The organism is Collinsella sp. CM84Y_54, from assembly GCF_036317945.1.
In the GTDB taxonomy this organism is placed as follows: Bacteria; Actinomycetota; Coriobacteriia; order Coriobacteriales; family Coriobacteriaceae; genus Collinsella.
In genome coordinates this window covers 446,018-467,163 of the sequence record NZ_JAWQCX010000002.1, presented here as the reverse complement: position 1 = coordinate 467,163, position 21,146 = coordinate 446,018, and the positions used below count along the sequence as shown (strand labels likewise).

General features: G+C 58.7%; 22 protein-coding genes and 1 tRNA gene. 13 read left to right on the top strand and 10 right to left on the bottom strand.

Annotation, left to right across the window (positions count from 1 at the left end; genetic code table 11):
* Positions 1 to 626 precede the first annotated feature (626 nt).
* Positions 627 to 1,484: a MurR/RpiR family transcriptional regulator gene (locus V2391_RS05235; RefSeq protein ID WP_329738482.1), complete on the top strand. Its 858-nt coding sequence runs from the start codon at positions 627 to 629 to the stop codon at positions 1,482 to 1,484.
* Between the two features lie 74 nt (positions 1,485 to 1,558).
* Here the strand turns inward: V2391_RS05235 and V2391_RS05230 are convergent, their stop codons facing one another.
* The 4 genes from V2391_RS05230 to V2391_RS05215 all read right to left on the bottom strand — a co-directional run bounded on the left by V2391_RS05230 (position 1,559) and on the right by V2391_RS05215 (position 5,392).
* Positions 1,559 to 2,887 (bottom strand): 6-phospho-alpha-glucosidase, encoded by a 1,329-nt coding sequence (locus tag V2391_RS05230; protein WP_329738481.1) that lies wholly within the window; start codon positions 2,885 to 2,887, stop codon positions 1,559 to 1,561.
* Between the two features lie 35 nt (positions 2,888 to 2,922).
* Positions 2,923 to 3,192 carry a hypothetical protein gene (locus V2391_RS05225; protein ID WP_329738480.1) on the bottom strand — a complete coding sequence of 90 codons (270 nt, stop codon included), beginning with the start codon at positions 3,190 to 3,192 and terminating at the stop codon, positions 2,923 to 2,925.
* A gap of 45 nt (positions 3,193 to 3,237) precedes the next feature.
* Positions 3,238 to 4,800 carry a PTS transporter subunit EIIC gene (locus tag V2391_RS05220; RefSeq protein ID WP_329738479.1) on the bottom strand — a complete coding sequence of 521 codons (1,563 nt, stop codon included), beginning with the start codon at positions 4,798 to 4,800 and terminating at the stop codon, positions 3,238 to 3,240.
* A 301-nt stretch (positions 4,801 to 5,101) separates the two neighbouring features.
* Positions 5,102 to 5,392, bottom strand: a complete 291-nt coding sequence (locus V2391_RS05215; RefSeq protein ID WP_329738478.1) for a hypothetical protein — start codon at positions 5,390 to 5,392, stop codon at positions 5,102 to 5,104.
* Positions 5,393 to 5,611: 219 nt separating this feature from the next.
* On the opposite strand from V2391_RS05215, the gene larC reads away from it, so the two are divergent.
* From larC to V2391_RS05185, 6 genes are all read left to right on the top strand, one after another.
* Complete coding sequence (gene larC / locus V2391_RS05210) at positions 5,612 to 6,097, top strand: nickel insertion protein (protein WP_329738477.1); 486 nt, start codon at positions 5,612 to 5,614, stop codon at positions 6,095 to 6,097.
* A gap of 55 nt (positions 6,098 to 6,152) precedes the next feature.
* Positions 6,153 to 6,701 carry a phosphodiesterase gene (gene yfcE / locus V2391_RS05205; RefSeq protein WP_329738476.1) on the top strand — a complete coding sequence of 183 codons (549 nt, stop codon included), beginning with the start codon at positions 6,153 to 6,155 and terminating at the stop codon, positions 6,699 to 6,701.
* Between the two features lie 2 nt (positions 6,702 to 6,703).
* Positions 6,704 to 7,564: a nucleoside triphosphate pyrophosphohydrolase gene (gene mazG / locus V2391_RS05200; protein WP_329738475.1), complete on the top strand. Its 861-nt coding sequence runs from the start codon at positions 6,704 to 6,706 to the stop codon at positions 7,562 to 7,564.
* Positions 7,565 to 7,753: 189 nt separating this feature from the next.
* Positions 7,754 to 9,043 carry a phosphopyruvate hydratase gene (gene eno, locus V2391_RS05195; RefSeq protein WP_329738474.1) on the top strand — a complete coding sequence of 430 codons (1,290 nt, stop codon included), beginning with the start codon at positions 7,754 to 7,756 and terminating at the stop codon, positions 9,041 to 9,043.
* 195 nt (positions 9,044 to 9,238) lie between these two features.
* Positions 9,239 to 10,000 (top strand): hypothetical protein, encoded by a 762-nt coding sequence (locus tag V2391_RS05190; protein WP_329738473.1) that lies wholly within the window; start codon positions 9,239 to 9,241, stop codon positions 9,998 to 10,000.
* A gap of 20 nt (positions 10,001 to 10,020) precedes the next feature.
* Positions 10,021 to 11,022, top strand: a complete 1,002-nt coding sequence (locus V2391_RS05185) for a Ppx/GppA phosphatase family protein (protein ID WP_329738472.1) — start codon at positions 10,021 to 10,023, stop codon at positions 11,020 to 11,022.
* Between the two features lie 346 nt (positions 11,023 to 11,368).
* Here V2391_RS05185 and V2391_RS05180 read toward each other — a convergent pair.
* Both V2391_RS05180 and V2391_RS05175 read right to left on the bottom strand, forming a co-directional pair.
* Positions 11,369 to 11,453: transfer RNA gene (locus V2391_RS05180), tRNA-Leu, on the bottom strand.
* A 31-nt stretch (positions 11,454 to 11,484) separates the two neighbouring features.
* On the bottom strand, positions 11,485 to 12,108 hold the full coding sequence (locus V2391_RS05175) for a hypothetical protein (protein WP_329738471.1): 624 nt from the start codon (positions 12,106 to 12,108) through the stop codon (positions 11,485 to 11,487).
* 163 nt (positions 12,109 to 12,271) lie between these two features.
* Between V2391_RS05175 and V2391_RS05170 the strand changes: the two genes are divergently transcribed.
* Together V2391_RS05170 and V2391_RS05165 are read left to right on the top strand one after the other, a co-directional pair.
* A complete protein-coding gene (locus V2391_RS05170) occupies positions 12,272 to 12,559 on the top strand; it encodes a PTS sugar transporter subunit IIB (RefSeq protein ID WP_117564906.1) in 288 nt (95 codons plus the stop codon).
* Between the two features lie 11 nt (positions 12,560 to 12,570).
* A complete protein-coding gene (locus V2391_RS05165; protein WP_329738470.1) occupies positions 12,571 to 12,945 on the top strand; it encodes a VOC family protein in 375 nt (124 codons plus the stop codon).
* A gap of 76 nt (positions 12,946 to 13,021) precedes the next feature.
* Here the strand turns inward: V2391_RS05165 and V2391_RS05160 are convergent, their stop codons facing one another.
* Genes V2391_RS05160 through V2391_RS05150 form a run of 3 tightly spaced genes read right to left on the bottom strand, consistent with a single transcriptional unit; the run spans position 13,022 to position 15,647 of the window.
* Positions 13,022 to 14,317 carry a sensor histidine kinase gene (locus tag V2391_RS05160; protein ID WP_329738469.1) on the bottom strand — a complete coding sequence of 432 codons (1,296 nt, stop codon included), beginning with the start codon at positions 14,315 to 14,317 and terminating at the stop codon, positions 13,022 to 13,024.
* Positions 14,301 to 15,086 carry a response regulator transcription factor gene (locus V2391_RS05155; protein WP_329738468.1) on the bottom strand — a complete coding sequence of 262 codons (786 nt, stop codon included), beginning with the start codon at positions 15,084 to 15,086 and terminating at the stop codon, positions 14,301 to 14,303. The genes V2391_RS05160 and V2391_RS05155 overlap by 17 nt, the downstream gene beginning before the upstream one ends.
* 18 nt (positions 15,087 to 15,104) lie before the next feature.
* Entirely contained in the window at positions 15,105 to 15,647 is a 543-nt protein-coding gene (locus V2391_RS05150) for a DUF4342 domain-containing protein (RefSeq protein WP_329738467.1), read from the bottom strand.
* A 333-nt stretch (positions 15,648 to 15,980) separates the two neighbouring features.
* Here V2391_RS05150 and V2391_RS05145 point away from each other — a divergent pair, with 333 nt between their 5' ends.
* Entirely contained in the window at positions 15,981 to 16,376 is a 396-nt protein-coding gene (locus V2391_RS05145) for a (deoxy)nucleoside triphosphate pyrophosphohydrolase (protein ID WP_329738466.1), read from the top strand.
* 36 nt (positions 16,377 to 16,412) lie between these two features.
* Here V2391_RS05145 and V2391_RS05140 read toward each other — a convergent pair whose 3' ends face one another.
* Positions 16,413 to 19,289, bottom strand: coding sequence for a DEAD/DEAH box helicase (locus tag V2391_RS05140; RefSeq protein ID WP_329738465.1), 2,877 nt, complete (start codon positions 19,287 to 19,289; stop codon positions 16,413 to 16,415).
* A gap of 201 nt (positions 19,290 to 19,490) precedes the next feature.
* Between V2391_RS05140 and V2391_RS05135 the strand changes: the two genes are divergently transcribed.
* Genes V2391_RS05135 through V2391_RS05125 form a run of 3 tightly spaced genes read left to right on the top strand, consistent with a single transcriptional unit; the run spans position 19,491 to position 21,131 of the window.
* On the top strand, positions 19,491 to 19,730 hold the full coding sequence (locus V2391_RS05135; RefSeq protein WP_329738464.1) for a hypothetical protein: 240 nt from the start codon (positions 19,491 to 19,493) through the stop codon (positions 19,728 to 19,730).
* Positions 19,731 to 19,770: 40 nt separating this feature from the next.
* Positions 19,771 to 20,409: a metallophosphoesterase gene (locus V2391_RS05130; protein WP_329738463.1), complete on the top strand. Its 639-nt coding sequence runs from the start codon at positions 19,771 to 19,773 to the stop codon at positions 20,407 to 20,409.
* Positions 20,406 to 21,131, top strand: a complete 726-nt coding sequence (locus tag V2391_RS05125) for a metallophosphoesterase (protein ID WP_195444697.1) — start codon at positions 20,406 to 20,408, stop codon at positions 21,129 to 21,131. Before V2391_RS05130 ends, V2391_RS05125 begins: the two co-directional genes overlap by 4 nt.
* The last annotated feature ends 15 nt before the right edge of the window (positions 21,132 to 21,146 follow it).

The following is a 21,146-nucleotide window of genomic DNA, read 5'->3' as shown; positions in this document are numbered from 1 at the left end:
GGGGTGCCCTGCTCCGGGAAGTGGGCTTCGCGAACTTCCCGGAGCAGGGCACCCCGCCCGGAGCAGGCCCTCTCGACCGTTTCGATATGCGGGGGCTGATTCTTTTTTATGCAATGTGTTCCTATAGTTTTGTCAACCGTCGGGGCCACTCCCGGTAGGGCATCCGGTCGCGCATCACGGCGTATATCGCCCTGAGCCGCTTCCTCGCGACGACCTTGAGCGCCCGCCCGTGCCGTTTCCCGGGGATGGACCGCGCCACCCCCGGACCCTGCGCGCCAAAGGGACGAGTCCCCTTGGAACCCCGTCTATTGCTCTCAACACGGAAACAGGGGAGTGGGGGATACGGGTTGTAAGATGCCGACGGGCGAGCGCTATGCTGTCTCAAGTCCGCATGTAGCTTGGTCGGAGGCCGTCTCTGCGTCTCAAGGCGGGCAGTGGATTCTGGCAATCGAACTTCTTCGTATCTGTTCACTGAGACTTGAGCGATGCGCTCCGCACAAATAATGTCACCGAAGTATGCGGAATATCAGAAGAGAGATTGCGGGGCGTAAGTCAGCGCATGAAGAGCTGCCCGTCGTTTTGATAATGACATAATTAAGTGGCAAACTGAAGCGATCGGAGCGACCATGATTCTTGACAGCCTGCGTAACAGCGCGTCTTTTAATGAAACCGACCGAGCCATTGCTACCTATCTGCTCAATCATACCGGCGACCTTAAGACCCTCACTATGGCAAAGCTCGCACAGGAGACTTACACTTCGAACGCGACTATCATCCGCTTTTGTAAGAAATTGGGCCTAAGCGGCTATCGAGAGTTGATTATGCAGCTCATCCAGGAGATAAGCGGAGACTATCTTCTGGCTGCCACTGTCGATCACAATCGTCCTTTTGGCAGTACCGATTCAATTGAGGCCATCGAGGGCAACCTTGCAAATCTCCTGAAGGGCGTCATAGATCAAACGAAAATCGAGCTCGATAGCGCCAAATTGAGCATAATCGCCAAGGCAGTTCTTAGCGCCCCGCGAATTTACATCTTTGCTAAAGGGGAAAGCTATCTGGCGGGAAGTATCTTTCGCAACAATCTTCTCAAGCTCGATCGTCATGTCACCATGGCAGACGACGGGGGCCTGCAGACGCTGCACGTTAAGAACGGTAGGCCCGGCGACCTGTTTTTATTCCTAAGCTACAGCGGCATTCACTATGATTATTCCAAATACGCCACCGCTCTTTCCGAGCGTGGAATCAAGCCGTGTTTAATCACGGCGTTTTCTGATTCGGCGCTCGCCAGGCAATGCGACACTGTCTTGCTCATTCCAAAATCAGAGCGCGTGATTGGAAAGGTTGCCAATTACTCTTCCATGATCTCGCTCACGTATACGCTTCAGGTTATTTATTCGCTTATATTCAATCAGGATTATCAAGAGAACTATCGTGTAAAACACGAGGCCGATTCGTTCATCTTTACGAGTTTTGCGGAGATTTAGTCATAAAAAAGGTGACCCCAAAGCATTTTTGCCTTGAGGCCACCTTTTGTGCTTTTGCTATTTGGATGGCTTCTCTACTTCAGCTCAGGCCAATAGCCCTTGTTCGCCTCGATCATGTCGTCCAAGACTTCCTTGGCCACGCGGGCTGAGGGAATCGTGCGATTGAGGGTGAAGGCCTCGAGTGCCTTCTGGTAGGAGCCTTCGATAACGGCCTCGACCACAAGGCCCTCGCAGGCATCCTGCTGTTCGATAAGGCCCTTGTAGAAGCGGGGAATCTTCCCGACGCGGATCGGTTCGGCTCCTCGATCGGTGATGTACGCCGGAATTTCGACCGTTGCGTCGTCCGAGAGATTCTCGATTGCACCATTATTGGGCACAATCACCAGCTGGCGATGGCGCAGGTCTTTCGCCAGGGACTTGACGACATCGACAATGAACCTGCCGTGGACGCCTACATAGAACTGCGTGAGATCGACCTTTTCACCGCGCTTAAGCGCCGCAGATGCGTCGAAGATACGCTTTTCGCGGCCGTTTACGACCTGCATGCCACGCGTGTTATTGATGTCCATGTACTCCACGCAGGCATCGGGCAACAGGTAATACTGGTAATAGGTGTTGGGGAGGTAATCCTGGAATAGCGTAGAAATCGTTGCCGCATTCTTGAAGGTGTGGGCCCAGTCTGGGTCCTTTACCAATGCGTCATTGAGGCTTGCCTCGGAAATGTAACCGTACTTACGCACGTGCTCTTTGAGCTTGTCCGTAACGTCGACGCCCTTGCAGCGTACGCTGGTATACCACCCAAAGTGATTGAGGCCAAAGTAGTCGACTTCAATGTCGTCGAGTTCGCAGCCCAAAATCTCCGCCATGCGGGCTTCAATCTCTACCGGCATATCGCAGATGTCGAGAATGCGAGCGTTTGGACGCAGCTTGTGCATCGCCTTGGCTACGATGGCAGCGGGGTTAGAGTAGTTGACGATCCAGTAGTCCTTGCAGGCGTACTCCTCGCAGAAATCGACAAGCTCGCACATGGGGAAGATGGTCCTCATGCCATAGGCCATGCCACCTGCTCCGCAGGTTTCTTGGCCGACTACGCCATGGCGCAGGCTGATCTGCTCATCCTGGATACGCATCTTGAGCCCGCCCACGCGCATCTGCGCCATAACAAAGTTCGCATCTGTAAACGCCTCTTTGGGGTCGACGGTTACATGCAAGGGGATCTCGGGGGCAAGGTCATCGATAACTGCCTTAACCACCACAGCGACCGTGTCCTGGCGTTCCTTGTCGATGTCATAGAGCCAAAGCTCACGAATCCCCAGTTCGTCCTTTTGATCAAGCAGGTCTTTGACGATACCGGCGGTATAGGTGCTGCCGCCGCCGCAGATGACAATCTTGTATCCGTTCATGTTGTTCATGCCTTTCAAATCAAATGCCTTTCAAATCAAATTGAGCTGCAGACAATCTTGGTTACTATCTGCACGAAGTAGGTAGCAATGTTGATGACCGCCGCCATGCCTGCAATGCTGCCTGCGTCCGCGTGCCTTCCTGAACGCCGGGTCCAAACCGCAGCGAGTAGACCCAGGAGCGGCCAGATAAAACCGCATGCGAATGCAGCAATAAGTACGAGAAGACCCCTTGTCGACTTTTCTTTGTACATGTTGAGCAGGCGTTCGAACATGCCTTGGATTGAATGAAACGTTTTGGTCAGCATGAGGTCTCCTCGCTCCTCGCTTATCGCTTATCGCTGAAGCGACTGTTAATCTTCCAGATTAAGGATGGGACGCAGCAGGTCGAAGACGGAGTGCACGTTGGTTCCCACGACAATTTGGACATTGGTGCCGTTCTTAAACAGGCCCTTGTCGATAGCCTTCTTGATGGTCTCTTCGTTGACCTTGTTGGGATCTTTGACTTCGACACGGAGACGAGTCATGCAGCAGCCCATGGTGTTGATATTGTCCTTGCCGCCAAGGCCGTTGATGATGTTCTGCACCATCTCCTGCTGTTTTGCGTCGACTTCCGGAGTTCCGGAGGACTCGAGAGCATTGTTGTCTCCGGAGACCTCTGCAGACCACTCTGCGGAACGGCCGGGCGTCATGAGGTTGAGTTTCTTGATCACCATCGCCAGAACGATGAACGAAACGGCGGCAAACACGATGCCCAAGACGATGTAAATCGGGAACTTGGTGACGCCCATTGGCAAAGGCAGGCCGAGCGTGAGCAGCTCGATGCCACCGTACATGTTAAGCAAGCGGACTCCCAGGACAAACAGGAGCATCTCGCCCAGTCCGTAGAACAGGCTGTAGGCAACCCAGAGAATCGGAGACGCGAACAGGATCATGAAGTCGAGCGGCTCAGTGATGCCGGAGAGCATGGCGGTGATGTAAATGGGCACCAGCATGGCTGCGACGGCTTTTCGATTCTCCGGACGGGAAGTTGCAATCATTGCGAGCACGGTGCCGAGGGTTACGAATTCCTTGCCAAAGCCGAACATGGCAAAGCGGACAGAGGGGTCGACTGTGGTGAGGGATCCGTCGGCGATATGGGGAAGCTCGGCATAGAAGATGTTTGCTGCGCCGGAAACACTCTGGCCGGCGACGACCGCCGTGCCGCCAATCGCGGAGTAGTCAAACGGCATCCACATAAAGTGGTGCATGCCGAGAGGTACGAGGACGCGGTTCAGGAAGCCGTAAATGAAAACGCCCAGACCACCCGAGGCTGCGATGAATGAAGAAGCGTTGCTGATGGCGTTGGCGATAGGGGGCCACACGATAGTCGCTCCGATGCCGAAGACAATGCTCAGCGGAACCATCGCCAGAAGGGCCAGGCGGGGTCCGCCGTAAATCCGGATATACTCCGATACCTTAACGTCGATCAGTTTGTTATAGAGCCAACCGCAGAAGCATCCGATGAGTACGCCGCCGAAGACGTTGACATCGGTAACTTGAAGACCCAGTACCGTTGCCTGGCCAGTGCCATACAGACCCATCGCGCCAGCTTTTGCCAGCTGATCGGTGAGCGTCAGGTAGGCGTTGTTGACATACAGGAACATGAGGTAACTAATAAGTCCAAACACTGCCGCGTTGGATTTTTGCTTCTTTGCGAAGCCTGCCGTTAGGCCGACTGCGAAAATCACCGGCAGGTTGCCGATCACCGCGGAGTTGGTTGCCGCGGAGAGCAGCGTGCCCAGATCTGCGACAACTCCGCTGCCGAGCGAGCATACCGTGGCGATGGCCAAAATGATGCCCGTTACCGAAAGGTACAAAATAGGGTCGACGATAACGCGGCCAAAGTTCTGGAAGGCCGTTTTGACTTTATCCATCTCTTCCCCTCTCCTAACTAATCTCGGGGGCTTGCCCCTTAGGCAGAGACGACACTCGCATACTTGCCGGCGTCAGGTGTTGATGTCGCCTCTGTTTACGGATTTCATGATAGTTGGGGTGTTTGCAAACAGGGCGGGCTGGAACAAACGGTTCTTAAAAACAAGTGCGACTAATCTATTTCGTTGTTACCATCTTTCCATTTCGGTCAGCGGTATTCTTTTTTGGTCAAACGGTTTTAAGTGTGAATGACTAACTGCACCTCAAACAATCCCTATTTCACCGCAACTTATGAAGGGATGGCTAGGCTAGGGGCGTGAGTTCCCATTCGCCGGTGGCGTGAGGGATGTCGAAGGTTCGATAGCCGCAGTCGTAGACGTGGGCCTGGGCCTCGCGGATGCTCCAGCAAATATCGCAGGCTCGGTGCGCATCCGAACCAAAGGTAATCGGCACCTCGGCATGGGCAAAGCAACGCAGCAGCCCGGTCGCGGGATAGTAGTCGTCCAAGCCCTTGCGCGGTGCGGCCCTCGATGCGACGAGCGCGCTGGGGACCGAAATCGACTGGAAAGGTGGGTTGCGCGCGGGGGTCACCACGCGGCATCGGTCTTGCTCCGAATCATGTACATCAGCCTCCAAAAGCTGCAAAAAATGACATGTTTGGAGGCTGACGTACATGTTTGGCTGAGGCGGTGGAGTGTCGGTTTCTTGCGGACAGGAAATCGCGCTCATCGCGCTCCGCCACATCCACGCCGCCCGCGATGTGTTAGCGTTTGGGTGAACAAAACGAGCCCGTGCGGAAAGGAGCCGGACCGTATGCCATGCGATAGCAAATCTCCGCTGTCCCGCGAGACCGATGCGCCCGAGACCATCGTCAAGCTGGAATGCGATATCGACGACGCATCGCCCGAGGTGCTCGCCTACGCCGCCGACCGCCTGCGCGAGGCCGGTGCGCGCGAGGTGCATTGGCTGCCCCTCTATTGCAAGAAGGGCCGTCCCGGCTGGCAGCTGCAGGTAATCTGTACCCACGAGGATATCGAGCGCCTGCAGACGATTGTCTTTTTGGAGACCACGACCAATGGCATTCGCCGCCAGGTTATGGAGCGCGTTTGCCTACCACGCCGCTTTGAGCGCGTAACGACGCCATGGGGCGAGGTGTCCGTTAAAGTGGCAACCCTGCCCGACGGCAGCGAGCGTGCAGCGCCCGAGTACGAGGACTGCGCCCGCCTTGCCCGCGAGCACAATGTGCCGCTCCAACGCGTGATGCAGGCGGCCCAGAGCGCGGCACTGCGATTTGAGTAACGCGGCCGGCGGCACGCCACGCCCAGCTCCATCAACCCCACCCGAAAGGACCACCATGAAATACCTCATCGCTTCCGACATCCACGGCTCGGCATACTGGGCCGAGCGCCTCTGCGCCGCCATCGAGTCCGAGCAGCCCGACCGCATCGTCCTGCTGGGCGACCTGCTCTATCACGGTCCGCGCAACGACCTGCCGCGCGACTATGCTCCCAAGCGCGTGATTCCGCTGCTCAACGCCCTGGCCGACCGCATCATCGCGGTGCGTGGCAACTGCGACGCCGAGGTCGACCAGATGGTGCTCGACTTTCCCGTCATGGCCGACTACGCCACGCTGTTTGACGAGACCGGCCGCGAGCTGTTCCTGACGCACGGCCACGTCTTTGGCGCTGGCATGCACAACAGCGTCGACCACGCGCCCGCGCTGCCCGAGGGCTCCGCGCTCGTCTACGGCCATACGCACATCAAGGTTAACGAGGCAAGCGCCGCGCACCCGGGCCTGTGGCTCTTCAATCCCGGCAGCGTGAGCATTCCCAAGGACGGTACGCACAGCTACGGCATCTACGAGGGCGGCACGTTCCGTCACGTGGTCCTAGAGGAGGAATAACCATGGCGCAGCACATGGCTCAGCAAAATGCCGAGGGTTCGCGCGACCTGTCCACGCTGGTCGACGCGTCGGCCGAGCTGCAGCATCTGGTGCAGACTATCTGGCGTCTGCGTCAGCCCGATGGCTGCCCGTGGGATCGCGAGCAGACGCATCAGAGCATCGGCAAGAACATGATCGAGGAAGCCTACGAGGCGCTCGATTGCATCGAGGCCGATGATGCCACGCATCTGCGCGAGGAACTCGGCGACGTGCTCATGCAGGTAGTACTGCATGCGCAGATCGCGGCGGACGCCGGCGAGTTTACGCTGGCCGACGTGGCGCACGATATCGACGCCAAGCTCATCCGCCGCCACCCACACGTGTTTGGCGATGCGGACGCCGAGAGCTCCGACGAGGTGCTCAAGATTTGGGATGAGGTCAAGCTTGCCGAGAAGGCCGCCAAGGACAAGGCCGTGGCGGCGGGCGAGGCTGCTCCTGAGGGGCTGCTCGACGGTGTGCCCACGCATCTGCCGGCGCTGATGCAGGCTCAGAAGGTGTCGCGCAAGGCGGCTGCCGTGGGCTTTGAGTGGGAGACGGTCCAGGATGTGTGGGACGAGGTCGCCGAGGAGCGTGCCGAGTTTGAGGCCGAGGAGCCCGGCTCGCCCGAGCGCGAAATGGAGTTTGGCGACCTGCTCTTTGCTCTAGTCAACGTTGCGCGCAAAGAGGGAATCGACGCCGAGAGCGCCCTGCGTGCCAGCACGGCCAAGTTCCGCCGTCGCTGGGCCGCGATGGAGCAGATGGCGGCCGACGCCCACGTGGATCTGGCTGAGCTTTCGACCCACGGTCTCAACGACCTGTGGGATGCCGCCAAGGCAGAGGAGTAAGACCGCGGGAACGACGGGCTGACATGCCTCATCGTTCCCGCTAAATTTTTCGAAAAACAATTGTATCCCTTGGCTAACTTAGGGCATAATGCAAAAAGTGCGACATGGCTAACTTACGGAGACGCACCGATGGTGCACGGTCAGCCGGTCGCTTGCATCCACTACGTTTCCAAGTGAGAGGGAGACAACATGAGCGATATTTTGGACGTCTACGGTCGCGAGGTGCTCGACAGCCGCGGCAACCCCACCGTCGAGGTCGAGGTCGTGCTCGAGGACGGCAGCTTTGGCCGCGCAATGGTGCCTTCGGGTGCTTCGACCGGCGCCTTTGAGGCCTGCGAGCTGCGCGATGGCGACAAGGGCCGCTACCTGGGCAAGGGCGTTTCGCAGGCCGTCGAGCACGTCAACAACGAGTGCGCTAACGCCGTCGTGGGCCTCGACGCCTTCGACCAGCGTGCCGTCGATGCCGCGCTGATTGCCGCGGACGGTACCCCCAACAAAACCAAGCTCGGTGCCAACGCCATCCTGGGCGTGTCGCTGGCCACCGCGCGCGCTGCGGCAGAGTCGGCGGGCCTGTCGCTGTACCAGTACCTGGGTGGCGTCAACGCCCACCTGCTGCCCACACCTATGATGAACATTCTCAACGGCGGCGTGCATGCCGATAATAACGTCGACTTCCAGGAGTTCATGATCATGCCGGTGGGCGCCCCGAGCTTTGCCGAGGGCCTGCGTTGGTGCGCCGAGGTCTACCACACCCTCAAGGGTGTGCTGCACGAGGCCGGCCTGGGCGGCGGCGTGGGCGACGAGGGCGGCTTTGCGCCCAACCTCAAGACCAATGCCGAGCCGTTCGAGTACATCACCAAGGCCGTCGAGAAGGCTGGCTTTAAGCCCGGCGTTGACTTCATGTACGCCATGGATCCGGCGTCCACCGAGTTCTACAACGCCGAGACCGGCATGTACGAGCTCAAGGGCGAGGGCGTTGAGTATACGAGCGCTCAGATGGTCGATTACTGGGAGAAGCTTGTCGACACCTATCCCATCATCTCCATCGAGGACGGCATGGCAGAGGAGGACTGGGACGGCTGGGTTGAGCTCACCCGCCGCATTGGCAACAAGGTGCAGCTGGTGGGCGACGACCTGTTCGTCACCAACACCGAGCGCCTCAAGAAGGGCATCGAGCTGGGCGCCGCCAACGCGATCCTGGTCAAGGTCAACCAGATCGGCACGCTCACCGAGTCGCTCGAGGCCATCGAAACCGCCAAGGAGGCCGGCTACGCTTGCATTGTGAGCCACCGTTCCGGCGAGACCGAGGACTCCACAATCGCCGACCTGGTCGTGGGCGTCAACGCCGGCCAGATCAAGTCGGGCGCCCCGTGCCGCAGCGACCGTATCGCCAAGTACAACCAGCTCATCCGCATCGAGGACGAGCTCGAGGGCAGCGCGCGCTACGCCGGTAAGTCTGCGTTCTACAACATTCGCTAGGCAGCGGCGTGTGCGGGGGCGGGGTTGACTCGGATTCGCCTCGCTTCCGCCAGGCACTGTTGAGCACCATTGGGCGCCGGGCCATACGGCTCGGCGCCTTTTTTATGTCGAGCAAAGGCTGGCGAAGGCGGTGCGGGCGCTCGTGCTATAACTAAAAGGCTTAGCGCAAACAAACCTCAACCGCACAAGGCGCACATGGATCAGATTTACGACAACAGGTATTATTCCGCCGGTTCGCGCGAGCCGTCGCCTCGCCGCGCGGGTACCGTGCAGCTCGGCGGGTCCGACTACGCCGGCGTCGATCGCCGCGCACAGCGTCCGGCAAGTGCCTCGCACCCCCGTGCTCAAATGAATATGCCGACGGACCGTTCGCCACGTTCGGCGCGCCCGACGCATGCTCAGCGCCCCTCGGCTCAAACACACGAAAAGTCGACCAGGCCCTCGAGCCGTCTTTCGGGCTCGGACTTCATGCACTACGCCAACGACAACGCGGTGGTCAAGGCAATCTACGACTCTACCCATGGACCCCAGCGCGGGCTGTTTATTGGCATTGTTGTCGTCCTGGTGCTCGTGAGCCTGTACTTTCCCGTGCGCGACCTCTACGTTGCCAAGCGCTCGAACGATATCTTGGCCAAGCAGGTCGAGATTCGCCAGCAGTACAACGACGAGCTGCAGAAAAGCGTCGACAAACTGCTCTCGGAGAAGGGCATTAAAGACGCGGCATCCGAGGACCTGGGCCTGGTGATGCCCGGCGAGAAGAGGATTGAAGTGCAGGGCCTGGACGACGATTCGGATTCGTCTTCGAGCAAAAAGTCCTCGAACGCCAAGAAGGCCAGCGAAGTTGCCAAAGAGATCGAAGAGGTCGGCAAGGACGTACCGTGGTACATCCAAACGCTCGATATGCTTTTTGGGTTTAACGGCGTCGAGGGCCAGACAGTCGTGTCCAACGGCAAATAGCGCCCGGAGGGGAGCCCGCAATGACGAATTGCAAACGATATAAGGTGGCGGCGATTGACCTGGGAACGGTGTCGTCGCGACTGGTGCTGGCCCAGGTCGAGGGCGGGGCGATCGTGGAATCGTCCAAGCATACCGAGATTACCGACTTGGGCGAGGGCGTGGATGCGACGGGGCGCTTTTGCGAGGCGGCCGTTGAGCGCGTGCTCGCTGCATGCCGTATGTTTGTGGACGAGGCCCGTGCCTTTGGGGCCGTGTGCATCTGCACCACGTGCACGAGCGCCGCGCGTGATGCGTCCAATGCCGCGCTGCTACTGGACGGCCTGCGCGAGCTGGGGCTCGAGCCGCAGGTGATTCCGGGCGAGGTCGAGGCGCGCCTGACGTTTTTTGGCGTGGCGCACGACTTTGCTGGCGAGCGCATCATTGTTGCCGATTCGGGCGGCGGATCCACGGAGCTCGCGACGGGCGTCTATGCGCCGGAACGCGGCGTCTTTGCGCTGGAGGGAACGCGCTCGCTGGACATCGGTTGCCGCCGCGTGACCGAGCGGTTTTTCTCGGCGTTGCCGCCGGCGGACTGTGAGCTTGCCGCCGCTGGCGCATGGGCGGGCGAACAGTTCGGGGCTTACTTTGAGGGCCTGCCGAGCAATTTTGAGCGCGCCGAGCGCCTCGTTGCGGTGGGCGGCACCGTCACCACGCTCGTGGCGCTGGTGCACGAGCTGGAGCCGTATGATTCGAGCTTTGTGCACCTGCGCGAGCTTTCGCTGGAGCAGGTTTCGGCCGCTATCGAGCGCATGTCCGCGCTGGATGTTGAGGGTATCGCCGCGTTGCCGGGCGTGCAACCCAAGCGCGCGGGCGTGATCTTGGCAGGCGCCGTGGTGATTCGAGAGCTCATGCAATCCGGCGGCTACGACACGCTCACCGTAAGCGAGAACAGCCTGCTCGCCGGCATGGCTGCCACCATCAACGAGGTTCTCGACGGCGTCACCCCCACCATCGGCTGGACCCCGAGCCTGAGCGCCCTTTAACCGTCTTCCTCTGAGTTGCGGTGAAATAGTTCCTAAATAAGCTGGTAAACGGTATAAACAGGATCTATTCCACCGCAACTTAGAGCCCCGCCGGCGTGTAAAAGAAACGAGCCCGCATCCCTGGGGGACACGGGCTCGTAAAAACCAAATGGTAGGGGCGGTGGGACGTCCGCGCATTTGCTGCGCAAGTACGCACCGGCTTCGGCCGCCTGTCGGCGCCCTCGCCGGCTCGCTACGGACGCTGCGCGTCCGATTAACGCTCGCCCCCTCGCGGGTTCGAGTCCCACCGGCATCTAAAAGAAGCGAGCCCGCATCCCTGGGGAACACGGGCTCGCAAGCGATCACATGGTAGGGGCGGTGGGACTCGAACCCACAATCCTTGCGGCGAGAGATTTTAAGTCTCCTGCGTATGCCAATTCCGCCACGCCCCCGTGAGACTAGAAGTCTAGCACAAGCCGCCCGTTACGCGTTGACAGCCATCGAGTGTTGGCCCGACTTCTCAAGGAACTCCTGGAACTTGGCTTCGTCGCCCTTGTTCTGGTACTGCAGGGCCAGCAGGTACTCCAAGCGGCAACTCTTAACCTTATCGTCGCCGGCCTCCTCGAGCATGCGCTCCAGCTCGGGAATGTCGTTGTGGCGCTTGAGGATCATCGTGTCGTACATCAGCTGGCACTCGTGCGCAACTGCCTCGGCCTGACCGCCCTCAAAGCCCTTGATCTCGTGCAGCAGCTCTTTGGACTTTTTGCGGTCCTCCTGGCCAACGTAGTAGTTAAAGGCCTTAATGACCAGGTCGACGCGTTGCATCTTGGGCAGGTTGAGTCCCAGCAGCAGGTCGAACATCTCGCTGGCGTGCTCATGGTCCTCGCGCAGCAGATAGGAGTTCAGGCGCAGGTAGTCGCGGTTGTAGCGCGGGTACAGCATGCTGGTGAGTTTGCCGTCGAGCAAACGATCGAATTCGTCCCACTGCTTGGCGGCCATAAGCTGCTGCAGGCGTTTAAACGTGGTGCGTTTTTTGACGCTAAAGAACACCGACACGGCGATGCAGATGATAACGACGGCGGTCCAGAGTGTGCGGGAATCGGGCATATTAGGGTCCTTAGTCGCTCATAAAGCGAGTGGTATGACAACACGTACTAGATGTATTATACGCAGCGCGCAAGCAAACTGGCATAAAAGCTCATCGAGGCTGAGTGCCATCGCTCGCTGCGGTACACTTACCTAAAGTAAACCATGAAGGGAGACATTACCTATGAAGAAGATCGTTTTGGCTTGCGGTGCTGGCGCTGCTACTTCCACGCTCGTTGCCCAGAAGGTCGCCACCCTGCTCGACGCCAACGGTTATGCCGGCAAGTATGAGATCGTGCAGTGCGCCATCTCCGAGGCCAAGGATTACTGCGACGAGGGCGCTGACCTGCTGATCGCCACCACCGTTGCCCCCGAGGGCCTCACCTGCCCGTACGTGAGCGGCGTGCCCTTCATGACCGGCATGAACCGCGTCGCTGCCGAGAAGGCCGTCCTCGACGTTATGGCTCAGTAGGCGCTGCCTGTATGAGTGAGCAGAACGCCAACCCGGTCGAGCTCTTTGGCATGCGCGTTGCCCATGTGGGCATTAACGCCACCGACCTGGCAGACGCCCCGGAGATCGCGGAGCTGTTCTCGACGATGATGGGCCTGCCCGTCATCGAGACCCCGGTTTCGTACTTCAACGATTCGCTGGTCGAGGTCATGAAGCAGAACGGTCGTGGCGCCAAGGGCCACATTGGCTTTGCCGTCAACGACATCGATGCGGCCGAGAAGTGGTTTGCCGAGCGCGGGCTCGAGGTCAACGAGGAGTCGCGCGTGCTGCTGCCCGACGGCGGCACCAAGCTCGTGTACTTTAAGCGCGAGTTCGCCGGCTTCGCCGTGCACCTGTGCCGCGAGTAGCGCACAAGCTGCTACAGCTAGCAAAAAGGGATAGAGCCGCGTGGCCCTATCCCTTTATTTATGCCGAGGGGCATCCCTACCGTGGCAGGCGAATCGTAAAGCGGCTGCCGACGCCCTCGACTGAGGTCACGCCAATGACACCGCCATGGCTATCGACGATCCACTTGGCAATGGCGAGTCCCAGACCCGAGCCCTGCGCGCCGGCATCGCGCGCGTTGTCGGCACGGTAGAACCGCTCGAACGCGTGAGCTGCGGATTCCTGGTTCATGCCGATGCCCTCGTCCTCAACACTTATGTCGATCGTGCCCATGCCCGCATCGGGCGTTATGCCAAATGTGACGGTCGTTCCCGCATCCGAGTACTTGGCGGCGTTTTGCACGATCGCGCGCAGAGCCTGCTTCACGAGCGCCACGTCGACGGGCGCGTCGCAGCGCGGGTCGCTGACAAGCGCAGCGTCAAAGGCCAGCCGATACGTGTGCTCGGTATCGATCATCTGCGATTCCTCGCATACCTCGCCGACCAGCGCGGCCAGGTTGGTATGCGCGCGCCGCAGGACCGTGCGCCCGGCATCGCCGCGTGCCAAAAACAGTAGCTGCTCCACGAGCTCTTGCATGTGCTCGCTTTCAGCTTTGAGGGACGCGATGGATTCTGCCAGCACGTCCGGGTCGTCTTTGCCCCAGCGGTCGAGCATGTTCACGTAGCCCTGAATCACCGCGATGGGCGTGCGCAGCTCGTGGCTTGCATCGTTGACAAAGCGCATCTGCTGCAGCTTGGCCTCTTGCATCTGGCGCAGCAGGCGGTTGAGTGCGACCTCGATGCTTGCCAGGTCGGCGTCGCCGGTGGTGACGCTCGGCGAGTCGACGCTTGCGCGCGCGATGGCCTGCTCCAGCGTTTCCATCTTGCCGCCGGCGAGCTGCATGCGGCCGAGCTCGTCCACGCGCAGTGCCAAGTCGTTGAGCGGTGCCATGGTGCGGCGTACGCGGCGGGCGCCGCCGAGCATGTTGAGCACGCTGATGACCTGCCAACCCACAACGACAAGGTAGAGAGGCCATAGCGCGACGAGGTCCTGCGCAAGGGGGAAGGTCTTGGTGGTACGCGCAAGCTCGACGGCATAGGTGAGCGTTGTCAGGTCCCAGCCGCGCGCGGGCGTCAGCGACATGCCGTGAACGGTGGCGCCGGGAATCCAGCCTGCGGTAAACGCGCTGTCGGGCAGCGTCTGGTTGTATCCATAGACGAGGATCGCCACCGCAATCACCATCAGCAGCAGATCGAGCCAGACGTAGTTCATTAGGCGGCGCCACATATAGCCCCAGTTGATGGCGCGGGCGATGGAGGTGACGCGCTTGGCCTCGGCGTTACGCACGGCAGACATAGCCCACCCCGCGCACGGTCTGGATGATGCGGGCGCCGCCGGCGTCCTCGATCTTGGCGCGCAGGTGCGCGATGTGTACGTCGACGTTGTTGGTGTCGCCCACGTATTCATAGCCCAGCGCCTCGTGCGCGATGCGCTCGCGTGTGAGCACGGTCTCGGCATGCGCCATAAGCAGGGCGAGGACATCGAACTCGCGGGCCGTGAGCGCGATGGGCGAATCGCCGACCGTGACTTCGCGGCGGTTGGGGTCGAGCGCGACCGAGCCCACGGTAAGCGCGGCGGGGGAGGGCGTGGCAGCGGTCTGGGTCGTGTCGGTTGCCGGGGGCATTGTGGCGATACCGGCGGCCGTGCCGCTCGCTGCGCCAGCCCCGGCGCTGGCGTCGCCAACGCCCGAAGCCGCCCGCACGGCTTCCGAGCGCTTCAGCGCCACGCGGATCCGTGCGAACAGCTCCTCGATCGCAAACGGCTTGGTCAAGTAGTCGTCGGCGCCGGCATCGAGCCCGGCAACCTTGTCCATCACGGCATCGCGCGCGGTAACCATAATCACCGGCACATCCTTGTGCTTGCGGACACGCCGCAAGACCTCCATGCCGTTGAGCTGTGGCAACAGCACATCGAGCAGAATCAAATCGTAGTCGCGCTCCAGAGCCAGATCCACGGCGGTGCGGCCGTCGGCGGCGTGCTCCACCTGGTAGCCCTCGTGCTCCAGTTCGAGCGTCACAAAGCGGGCGATTTTCTCCTCGTCCTCTACGATCAGGATCCGTGCCATGCGTGCCCCCGTCTGCGATTACTTGTCGTCGTTGAGATTTTGCTTGATGTCGTCCGCGGCGTCGGCGGCGTGATTCATGAGGTTGTTGATGCTGCCGGGCACGTCGCCGTCGCTGTCGATGCGGTAGCGCATGCCAAAGAACAGGCCAATCAGCATCAGCCATATCGTGGCGCCCCAGGCAAACAGGGCGACGATTGGGATCAAGATGGGAATGTTGAGGATGATCGCATCGCGGCGCGTGGCGATAAACTTGGTGTCCAGGCTCAGGCGGAAGAGCTTTTTGAGGTACTCCCACACGCTGTCCATCTTCTTGGAGAAGTCGGTCTTTTTGCTCGACTTCTCGTAAGCGGCCTGCGCGGCGACCATCTCGGCCGAGGGCTCATCGACCGGCGCGGACTCGGTGGCGGCGTGCGCCGACGTGGTCTGCGTCTTGCCCTGCGACTCGAGCCAAATGATGGCATCCAGTACGTTGCCGTCGGCAGCGTCGAGCGCCGCCTTGGCATCGGTGTAGCTCACGTTGCACTTGGTGCGGATGGTTTCAACTTTTTCGAGGTCGTCCATGACCTGTCCTTTCGTTCGATGGGCGCGACGCCGGGCGATCTGCCCGGGCGCGAGCGTTGCGTTCGGCGGCCTGCGTTGCGCGGTGCCTCCCCGCCCTTGGTCGAACTCTATAGTGCAGGTTATAGATTAAGCGATTCTTGAGCCAAGATTAATGTTGGATGAGTTTTTGGGTGGCGGTGGGAAAAGTATTAGACCTCGATAGCGGGAGATGGGGTGCCGATGACAAAGTGGTGGCAGAAATGGGTCGAGCAGACAGTTTTCAGACGACTGGGACATGGCGGGCGGTCGATCACCTATACTGGTTGGGCTCAATTGGAGAGGTGATGGCTAGTTATGAAATCAATCAATGTTGCAGCAGCGATTATTCAGAAAGACGGGAAGATCCTGAGCTGCCAGCGAGGCTATGGCGAGTTTAAAGACGGCTGGGAGTTTCCGGGCGGCAAGCTCGAGCCGGGCGAGACCGGCGAGCAGGCAATCGTGCGCGAGATTCAGGAAGAGCTCGAGGTCACGATCGGTAACCTCGACTATCTTTGCACGGTCGAACACGATTACGCGACGTTTCACCTGTCGATGCAGTGCTATCTAGCTAACATCCTTTCGGGGGAGTTCAAAGAGCACGCTCACGAGGATATGAAATGGCTTGATACCAATAACCTGTGGGAGGTCGATTGGCTTCCGGCAGACGTTAAAGTCGTTAAGGAGCTCGAAAAGAAACTCGGACTTATGTAAGAAAGGGGCGGGCGCCACATGGCGGCCCGCTCTTTTTTACTCAGCCTCGCTCAAATCGCTGAGCATAAACTCGTAAATATCCTGACGCACGGGCGTATTGAGCTCATATTCGATTTCGACGGCGTTGTCGTTGCTCTTAGTTTTAATAGCCTCGAACTCGCCGGTCGGATGCATTTCGCCTAAGAAATAGAACTCCTTGCCACCCTTATCGTCCTTGTTTTTTCGCATAAACAAATACGTCTTCAGGCCGTTTTCCGGCCATGCCTGCAGTCGCAGAATTTCGGGAGAGTTGAGCGTACGGTTGCCCTTGGAGATTGCGATAAGCTTGCTCGGCGAAACAAAGCGGTCTTCATACTGAATGGACTCGCTAATGTCGGGCGCCTTGTCATAGTTAATAAACACGGGGAATGTATTGGTCTTTTCATCGTAGAAGTATCCGCCAAGGTTTTGGCCGTTGATGTTCTTTTGCCAGTTCATCAGACGGCAAACCTCCTCGTACGTGTACTTGGCGTTGAGAACGAAATTTGTGTTTTCGTACGTCTCGGCATAGTCGAGTCGGTTGCGCTCAATACCAAAATCCAGCACCTCGAGAATCTGACGCTTGAACTCCGCGTTGCGCAGGGCGGTCGCAAACACTTCGGTCAGACGAGGTCCGCATCCATCGTCAATAAGCAGGGAAACGAAATCCTTAGGAGTGGCAAAGTCGCCCTTAAGGACTGCGATTGCCGACCTAACGGCGCTGTCCTTAAGCTGTGCACGGTAGTTCCTAAGCGCAGCCTCGCGCATATGCCGGTAGCCCTCGTGTCCGGCTTCGACGAGCGTTTGAAGCAAATAGAGGTCTTCGAATCGCTTGCCCGCGGCAAGTTTTTGAGAAATATATTTGAGAATTTTGGTTTGATCAGAGGAAAAATGGACTGTGTAGTCCGGCTCGTATTTGGAAAGAAATGCGTGGTAGGACCCCAGGCCGCTATTCTTGAAGATAAGCAGCGGATCGATGGAGCCGTTACGATCAAATTCGAGCAGCGAGGGAATCTTGCCGAGTTTTTGGCGCAAGTCGAGATATTCGTTTTTCAAAAACCTGACGGAGGTGAAATCGCCGCCGTCGATGGCCTTGTAAATGCGTGCCTCGGAAATACGATCGAAGCTCACGGTCGAACATCCGGGGATCGCCGAATCGCCCTCTTGGACAAGACAGCGCAGGCGGTCTTTGTTATATGTCTTGTCACCCGAAAGCGCGATGGGCACCAAGAAGTTGCTCTGATAGTTGCCAATAAAATCGAGAACTAGCGCGTATTCTTTGCCATCATTCAGACGCAAACCGCGTCCGAGTTGCTGAATAAAGATAATCGCCGAATCGGTGCGGCGAAGCATGATGATCTGGTTGAGTGAGGGGATATCGACGCCCTCGTTCATGATGTCGACCGAGAAAATGTACTCGAGCTCGCCGGCTTCAAGTCGGCTGATCGCGGCATCGCGGACCTCATCGGAATCTTGACCGCTAATCGCAGCCGTTCGATATCCGAGAGCGTTGAATTTGCGCGACAGTTCTTCGGCCTCGGCGTTTCGATTGCAGAAAATTAAGCCCCTGCGGTTGCTTTTGGTGACGCTATACTCTTCGATTTTCTCGGTGATGTGACGCACGCGCTCATCGGACGTCAAGCGCCCGAACAGGGCGGTATCTTCGATTGTCTCATCGTCAATCTCCAGATCGTGAATGCCAAAATAATGGAAGGGGGCTAGCATCTCCTCGGCCAAAGCGTCCTGCAGCGTGATCTGGAACGCGATGACGTGATTGAAAAGGGCAAAGACGTCATAGCCGTCGGTGCGATTGGGTGTAGCGGTCATGCCCAGATAAAACCGAGGCGTAAAGTGCGACATGATGGATTGGTAACCCTGGGATCCCGTGCGGTGGGCCTCGTCGATGACGATGTAGTCGAACTCATCGGGACGGAAATCGCTCAGATGTTTGGCGACCGAAGAACACATGGCAAACACGCAGGTAGCATTGCTTATATTCTTGCCAGTTTGATAGGTGTCGAACGTATAGGTACTACCTAAGAGGCGTTCGTAGCTTGCACGGGAGGCGTCGATAATGCGCCGGCGGTGCGCAAGAAAGAGGACGCGCCGGGGTTTAGTTGCGAGCACGTCGAACGCCGAAAGGAAGGTCTTGCCGGTGCCGGTTGCCGAGACCAACAGGGCGCGGGTCTCGCCCTTGCGGTGGATTACACCGAGCGCCTCAAGGGCGCGCTGCTGCATTTTATTGGGCTTGATTTCTTCGAGGTCGTTCGTGGTTGGGCAAACAGCCGCCTGGAACGGTGGTTTCGATTTGGGCTTTGACGGACGTGCCGATCGATATGCGGCATAGTTCTCAATCCAGTCTTGGGAAAGCAAAACGGTTGAGGTGTCGTTCCACAACGAATTGAACTCGCTCCTCAGTTCGCCGAGTAGGCGGCTGTTCTCGACAGTCTGGTACAGCACGTTCCATTCTTTATTACAGGTGAGGGCGGTCTGCGTCATGTTGGAGCTACCGACGATGACCGTGCTGGTTTCGCCCTTATCAAAAATGTATCCCTTGGCATGCAAATTACCCTGGAATACGCGAACTTCCATGTTGTCGTATTCCAGGAGCTTGCGAAAGACATCGGGTGAGTTGAAGTTGAGATAGGTGGACGTGAGCAGCCTGCCCTTAATGCCACGCTGCTTGAGCTCCTGGAACGTCTCGACTAGGATTTGAAGGCCGCCGTCTGCAACAAACGCTACGCAGAAGTCAAAAGAGCCGCAGGCTGAGAGCTGCTCCTTGATAACGGATAGTAGTGTTCCGCCTGTCGCCTTCGAGTTGGCGATGAGCTTGGGTGAATCGTTCTCGCGTGTAAGCGAGTCGAATTCAATATCAATCTGTCGCTGCGTAGTCATCCCGGCCAAACCTTTCGAAAGACTATGTTGGCGCCAGGATAGCAGATCGATCGTTCGTGTTTTAGATGTATGACGATTGGGGTTGGCAGTTTGGCATGAGCTTGCACACGTGTCCGCACGGCATGTGACACTTACCCTGTCGCCCTGCTCTGCCGCGGCGGCATGCATCTGAACAACGACTCTCTAAGGAGTTCAATATTGATGAGTGACAACACCAAGCATCTCGCAAAGAAGTGCGTCAAGGACGCGGGACCGTGCCTCGCGTTGTGCCTTGCCGGCGCAGCGGTCGCGCTGCTGGCTGTTCTGGGACCGTTCGACGTGCTCCGAAGTGTCAGCTCTCTGCACGTTTGCATGGCCCTTGTCGGCGCCATGATAACTGGCGGCGTGCTCGATCTGATTTTTTGGGTGCTTGACCCGTTTGGATGGAAGAACGAGGGGTAAGCCATAAGGGATAGATGCCCCGCAGCGTTAGGAGTTCCCCATGATCTGGTTTACCAGTGATACACATTTTGGGCACGAGAACATGCTGCGGCTCTGCGGCAGGCCGTGGTCGACTGTCGCGCAGATGAACGACGCCATGGTCGCTAACATTAACAGCAAGGTCGCTGCGGATGACGAGCTCTACATCTTGGGCGACTTCAGCTTTAAGATGACGGTCCAAGACGCCTACGAGCTGCGTAAAAGCATTGTCTGCAAGCGCGTCCACCTACTGCCCGGCAACCACGACAAAGACTGGACGCAGCCTGCCGTAGCGGATGCTTTTATCGTCGAGCCGCCCATTTGCGTGCTCAAGATTGACCGCCAAAAAATCGTGCTGAGCCACTATCCCATGGTCGACTGGCAGGGCATGTCGCACGGTAGCTGGCATCTGCACGGGCATATCCACAGCTGCGGCGACGCGTACAACAAGTTCAACCTCAGACAGGGGCTGCTGCGCTATGACGTGGGCGCGGGCGCTAACAGCTACGCCCCGGTGAGCCTGGAGGAGCTCAAGTCGTGGTTTGTGCAGGTAGACGAGCCGGTGAGCTGCGTCAAGTGGCCGTGGTGGGTCAACGCCACGGGCAACGAGCAGATCGAGCACGATCTCGAAACCTATAAGAGGGAAGTGGTGATCCGATGACGGTCTATGTGACGGGCGACATTCACGGTGGCGTCGACATGCAAAAGCTGCGCGACTGGGATCTTGGGGATAGTCTGACGAGTGACGACTATCTGATTGTTGCGGGCGACTTTGGCTTTCCCTGGGATTTCTCTGCCGAGGAGTGCGCCGATATCGCCTGGCTGGAATCGCGTCCCTATACCGTGTTGTTCGTCGACGGCAACCACGAACGCTTCGACCATTGGGCGGAGCGCCCTATGGAGCTGTGGCATGGTGGTCTGACGCAGCGCCTGTCGGACACCTCGCCCATACGGCGCCTGACGCGTGGCGAGGTTTTTGAGCTTGACGATTCAACAATCTTTACCATGGGCGGTGCCACGAGCGTGGATAAGGAATACCGCATTCCGTATTCCAGCTGGTGGCCGCAGGAGCTGCCGGACGAGCGCAACTTTGAGGAGGCGCGGGCAAAGCTCGATAGTGTGGACTGGAAGGTCGACTACGTGATCACCCATACCTGCTCCACGCGCTTGCTTTCGCCCACGCTCTATCCGGCGCCCGGCTGGACCCGACCCGATGTCGATCGGCTCACGGCTTTTTTTGACGAGTTGGAAGATCGCTTGGACTACAAGCGCTGGTACTACGGGCATTTTCATCGCGATGCCAATCCGGCCGAGCGCCACACCGTACTCTACGACTGCATCATCCACCTGGGTGACGAACTCCAACCCTGGGACATTGCGTAGGGGCGGGGCGTTTGG

What these genes read in the sequence shown, in the direction of transcription:
- V2391_RS05235 (WP_329738482.1), top strand. Translation starts at nt 627, where the DNA reads ATGATTCTTGACAGCCTGCGTAACAGCGCGTCTTTTAATGAAACCGAC.
- V2391_RS05230 (WP_329738481.1), bottom strand. Translation starts at nt 2,887, where the DNA reads ATGAACGGATACAAGATTGTCATCTGCGGCGGCGGCAGCACCTATACC.
- V2391_RS05225 (WP_329738480.1), bottom strand. Translation starts at nt 3,192, where the DNA reads ATGCTGACCAAAACGTTTCATTCAATCCAAGGCATGTTCGAACGCCTG.
- V2391_RS05220 (WP_329738479.1), bottom strand. Translation starts at nt 4,800, where the DNA reads ATGGATAAAGTCAAAACGGCCTTCCAGAACTTTGGCCGCGTTATCGTC.
- larC (WP_329738477.1), top strand. Translation starts at nt 5,612, where the DNA reads ATGCCATGCGATAGCAAATCTCCGCTGTCCCGCGAGACCGATGCGCCC.
- yfcE (WP_329738476.1), top strand. Translation starts at nt 6,153, where the DNA reads ATGAAATACCTCATCGCTTCCGACATCCACGGCTCGGCATACTGGGCC.
- mazG (WP_329738475.1), top strand. Translation starts at nt 6,704, where the DNA reads ATGGCGCAGCACATGGCTCAGCAAAATGCCGAGGGTTCGCGCGACCTG.
- eno (WP_329738474.1), top strand. Translation starts at nt 7,754, where the DNA reads ATGAGCGATATTTTGGACGTCTACGGTCGCGAGGTGCTCGACAGCCGC.
- V2391_RS05190 (WP_329738473.1), top strand. Translation starts at nt 9,239, where the DNA reads ATGGATCAGATTTACGACAACAGGTATTATTCCGCCGGTTCGCGCGAG.
- V2391_RS05185 (WP_329738472.1), top strand. Translation starts at nt 10,021, where the DNA reads ATGACGAATTGCAAACGATATAAGGTGGCGGCGATTGACCTGGGAACG.
- V2391_RS05175 (WP_329738471.1), bottom strand. Translation starts at nt 12,108, where the DNA reads ATGCCCGATTCCCGCACACTCTGGACCGCCGTCGTTATCATCTGCATC.
- V2391_RS05170 (WP_117564906.1), top strand. Translation starts at nt 12,272, where the DNA reads ATGAAGAAGATCGTTTTGGCTTGCGGTGCTGGCGCTGCTACTTCCACG.
- V2391_RS05165 (WP_329738470.1), top strand. Translation starts at nt 12,571, where the DNA reads ATGAGTGAGCAGAACGCCAACCCGGTCGAGCTCTTTGGCATGCGCGTT.
- V2391_RS05160 (WP_329738469.1), bottom strand. Translation starts at nt 14,317, where the DNA reads ATGTCTGCCGTGCGTAACGCCGAGGCCAAGCGCGTCACCTCCATCGCC.
- V2391_RS05155 (WP_329738468.1), bottom strand. Translation starts at nt 15,086, where the DNA reads ATGGCACGGATCCTGATCGTAGAGGACGAGGAGAAAATCGCCCGCTTT.
- V2391_RS05150 (WP_329738467.1), bottom strand. Translation starts at nt 15,647, where the DNA reads ATGGACGACCTCGAAAAAGTTGAAACCATCCGCACCAAGTGCAACGTG.
- V2391_RS05145 (WP_329738466.1), top strand. Translation starts at nt 15,981, where the DNA reads ATGAAATCAATCAATGTTGCAGCAGCGATTATTCAGAAAGACGGGAAG.
- V2391_RS05140 (WP_329738465.1), bottom strand. Translation starts at nt 19,289, where the DNA reads ATGACTACGCAGCGACAGATTGATATTGAATTCGACTCGCTTACACGC.
- V2391_RS05135 (WP_329738464.1), top strand. Translation starts at nt 19,491, where the DNA reads ATGAGTGACAACACCAAGCATCTCGCAAAGAAGTGCGTCAAGGACGCG.
- V2391_RS05130 (WP_329738463.1), top strand. Translation starts at nt 19,771, where the DNA reads ATGATCTGGTTTACCAGTGATACACATTTTGGGCACGAGAACATGCTG.
- V2391_RS05125 (WP_195444697.1), top strand. Translation starts at nt 20,406, where the DNA reads ATGACGGTCTATGTGACGGGCGACATTCACGGTGGCGTCGACATGCAA.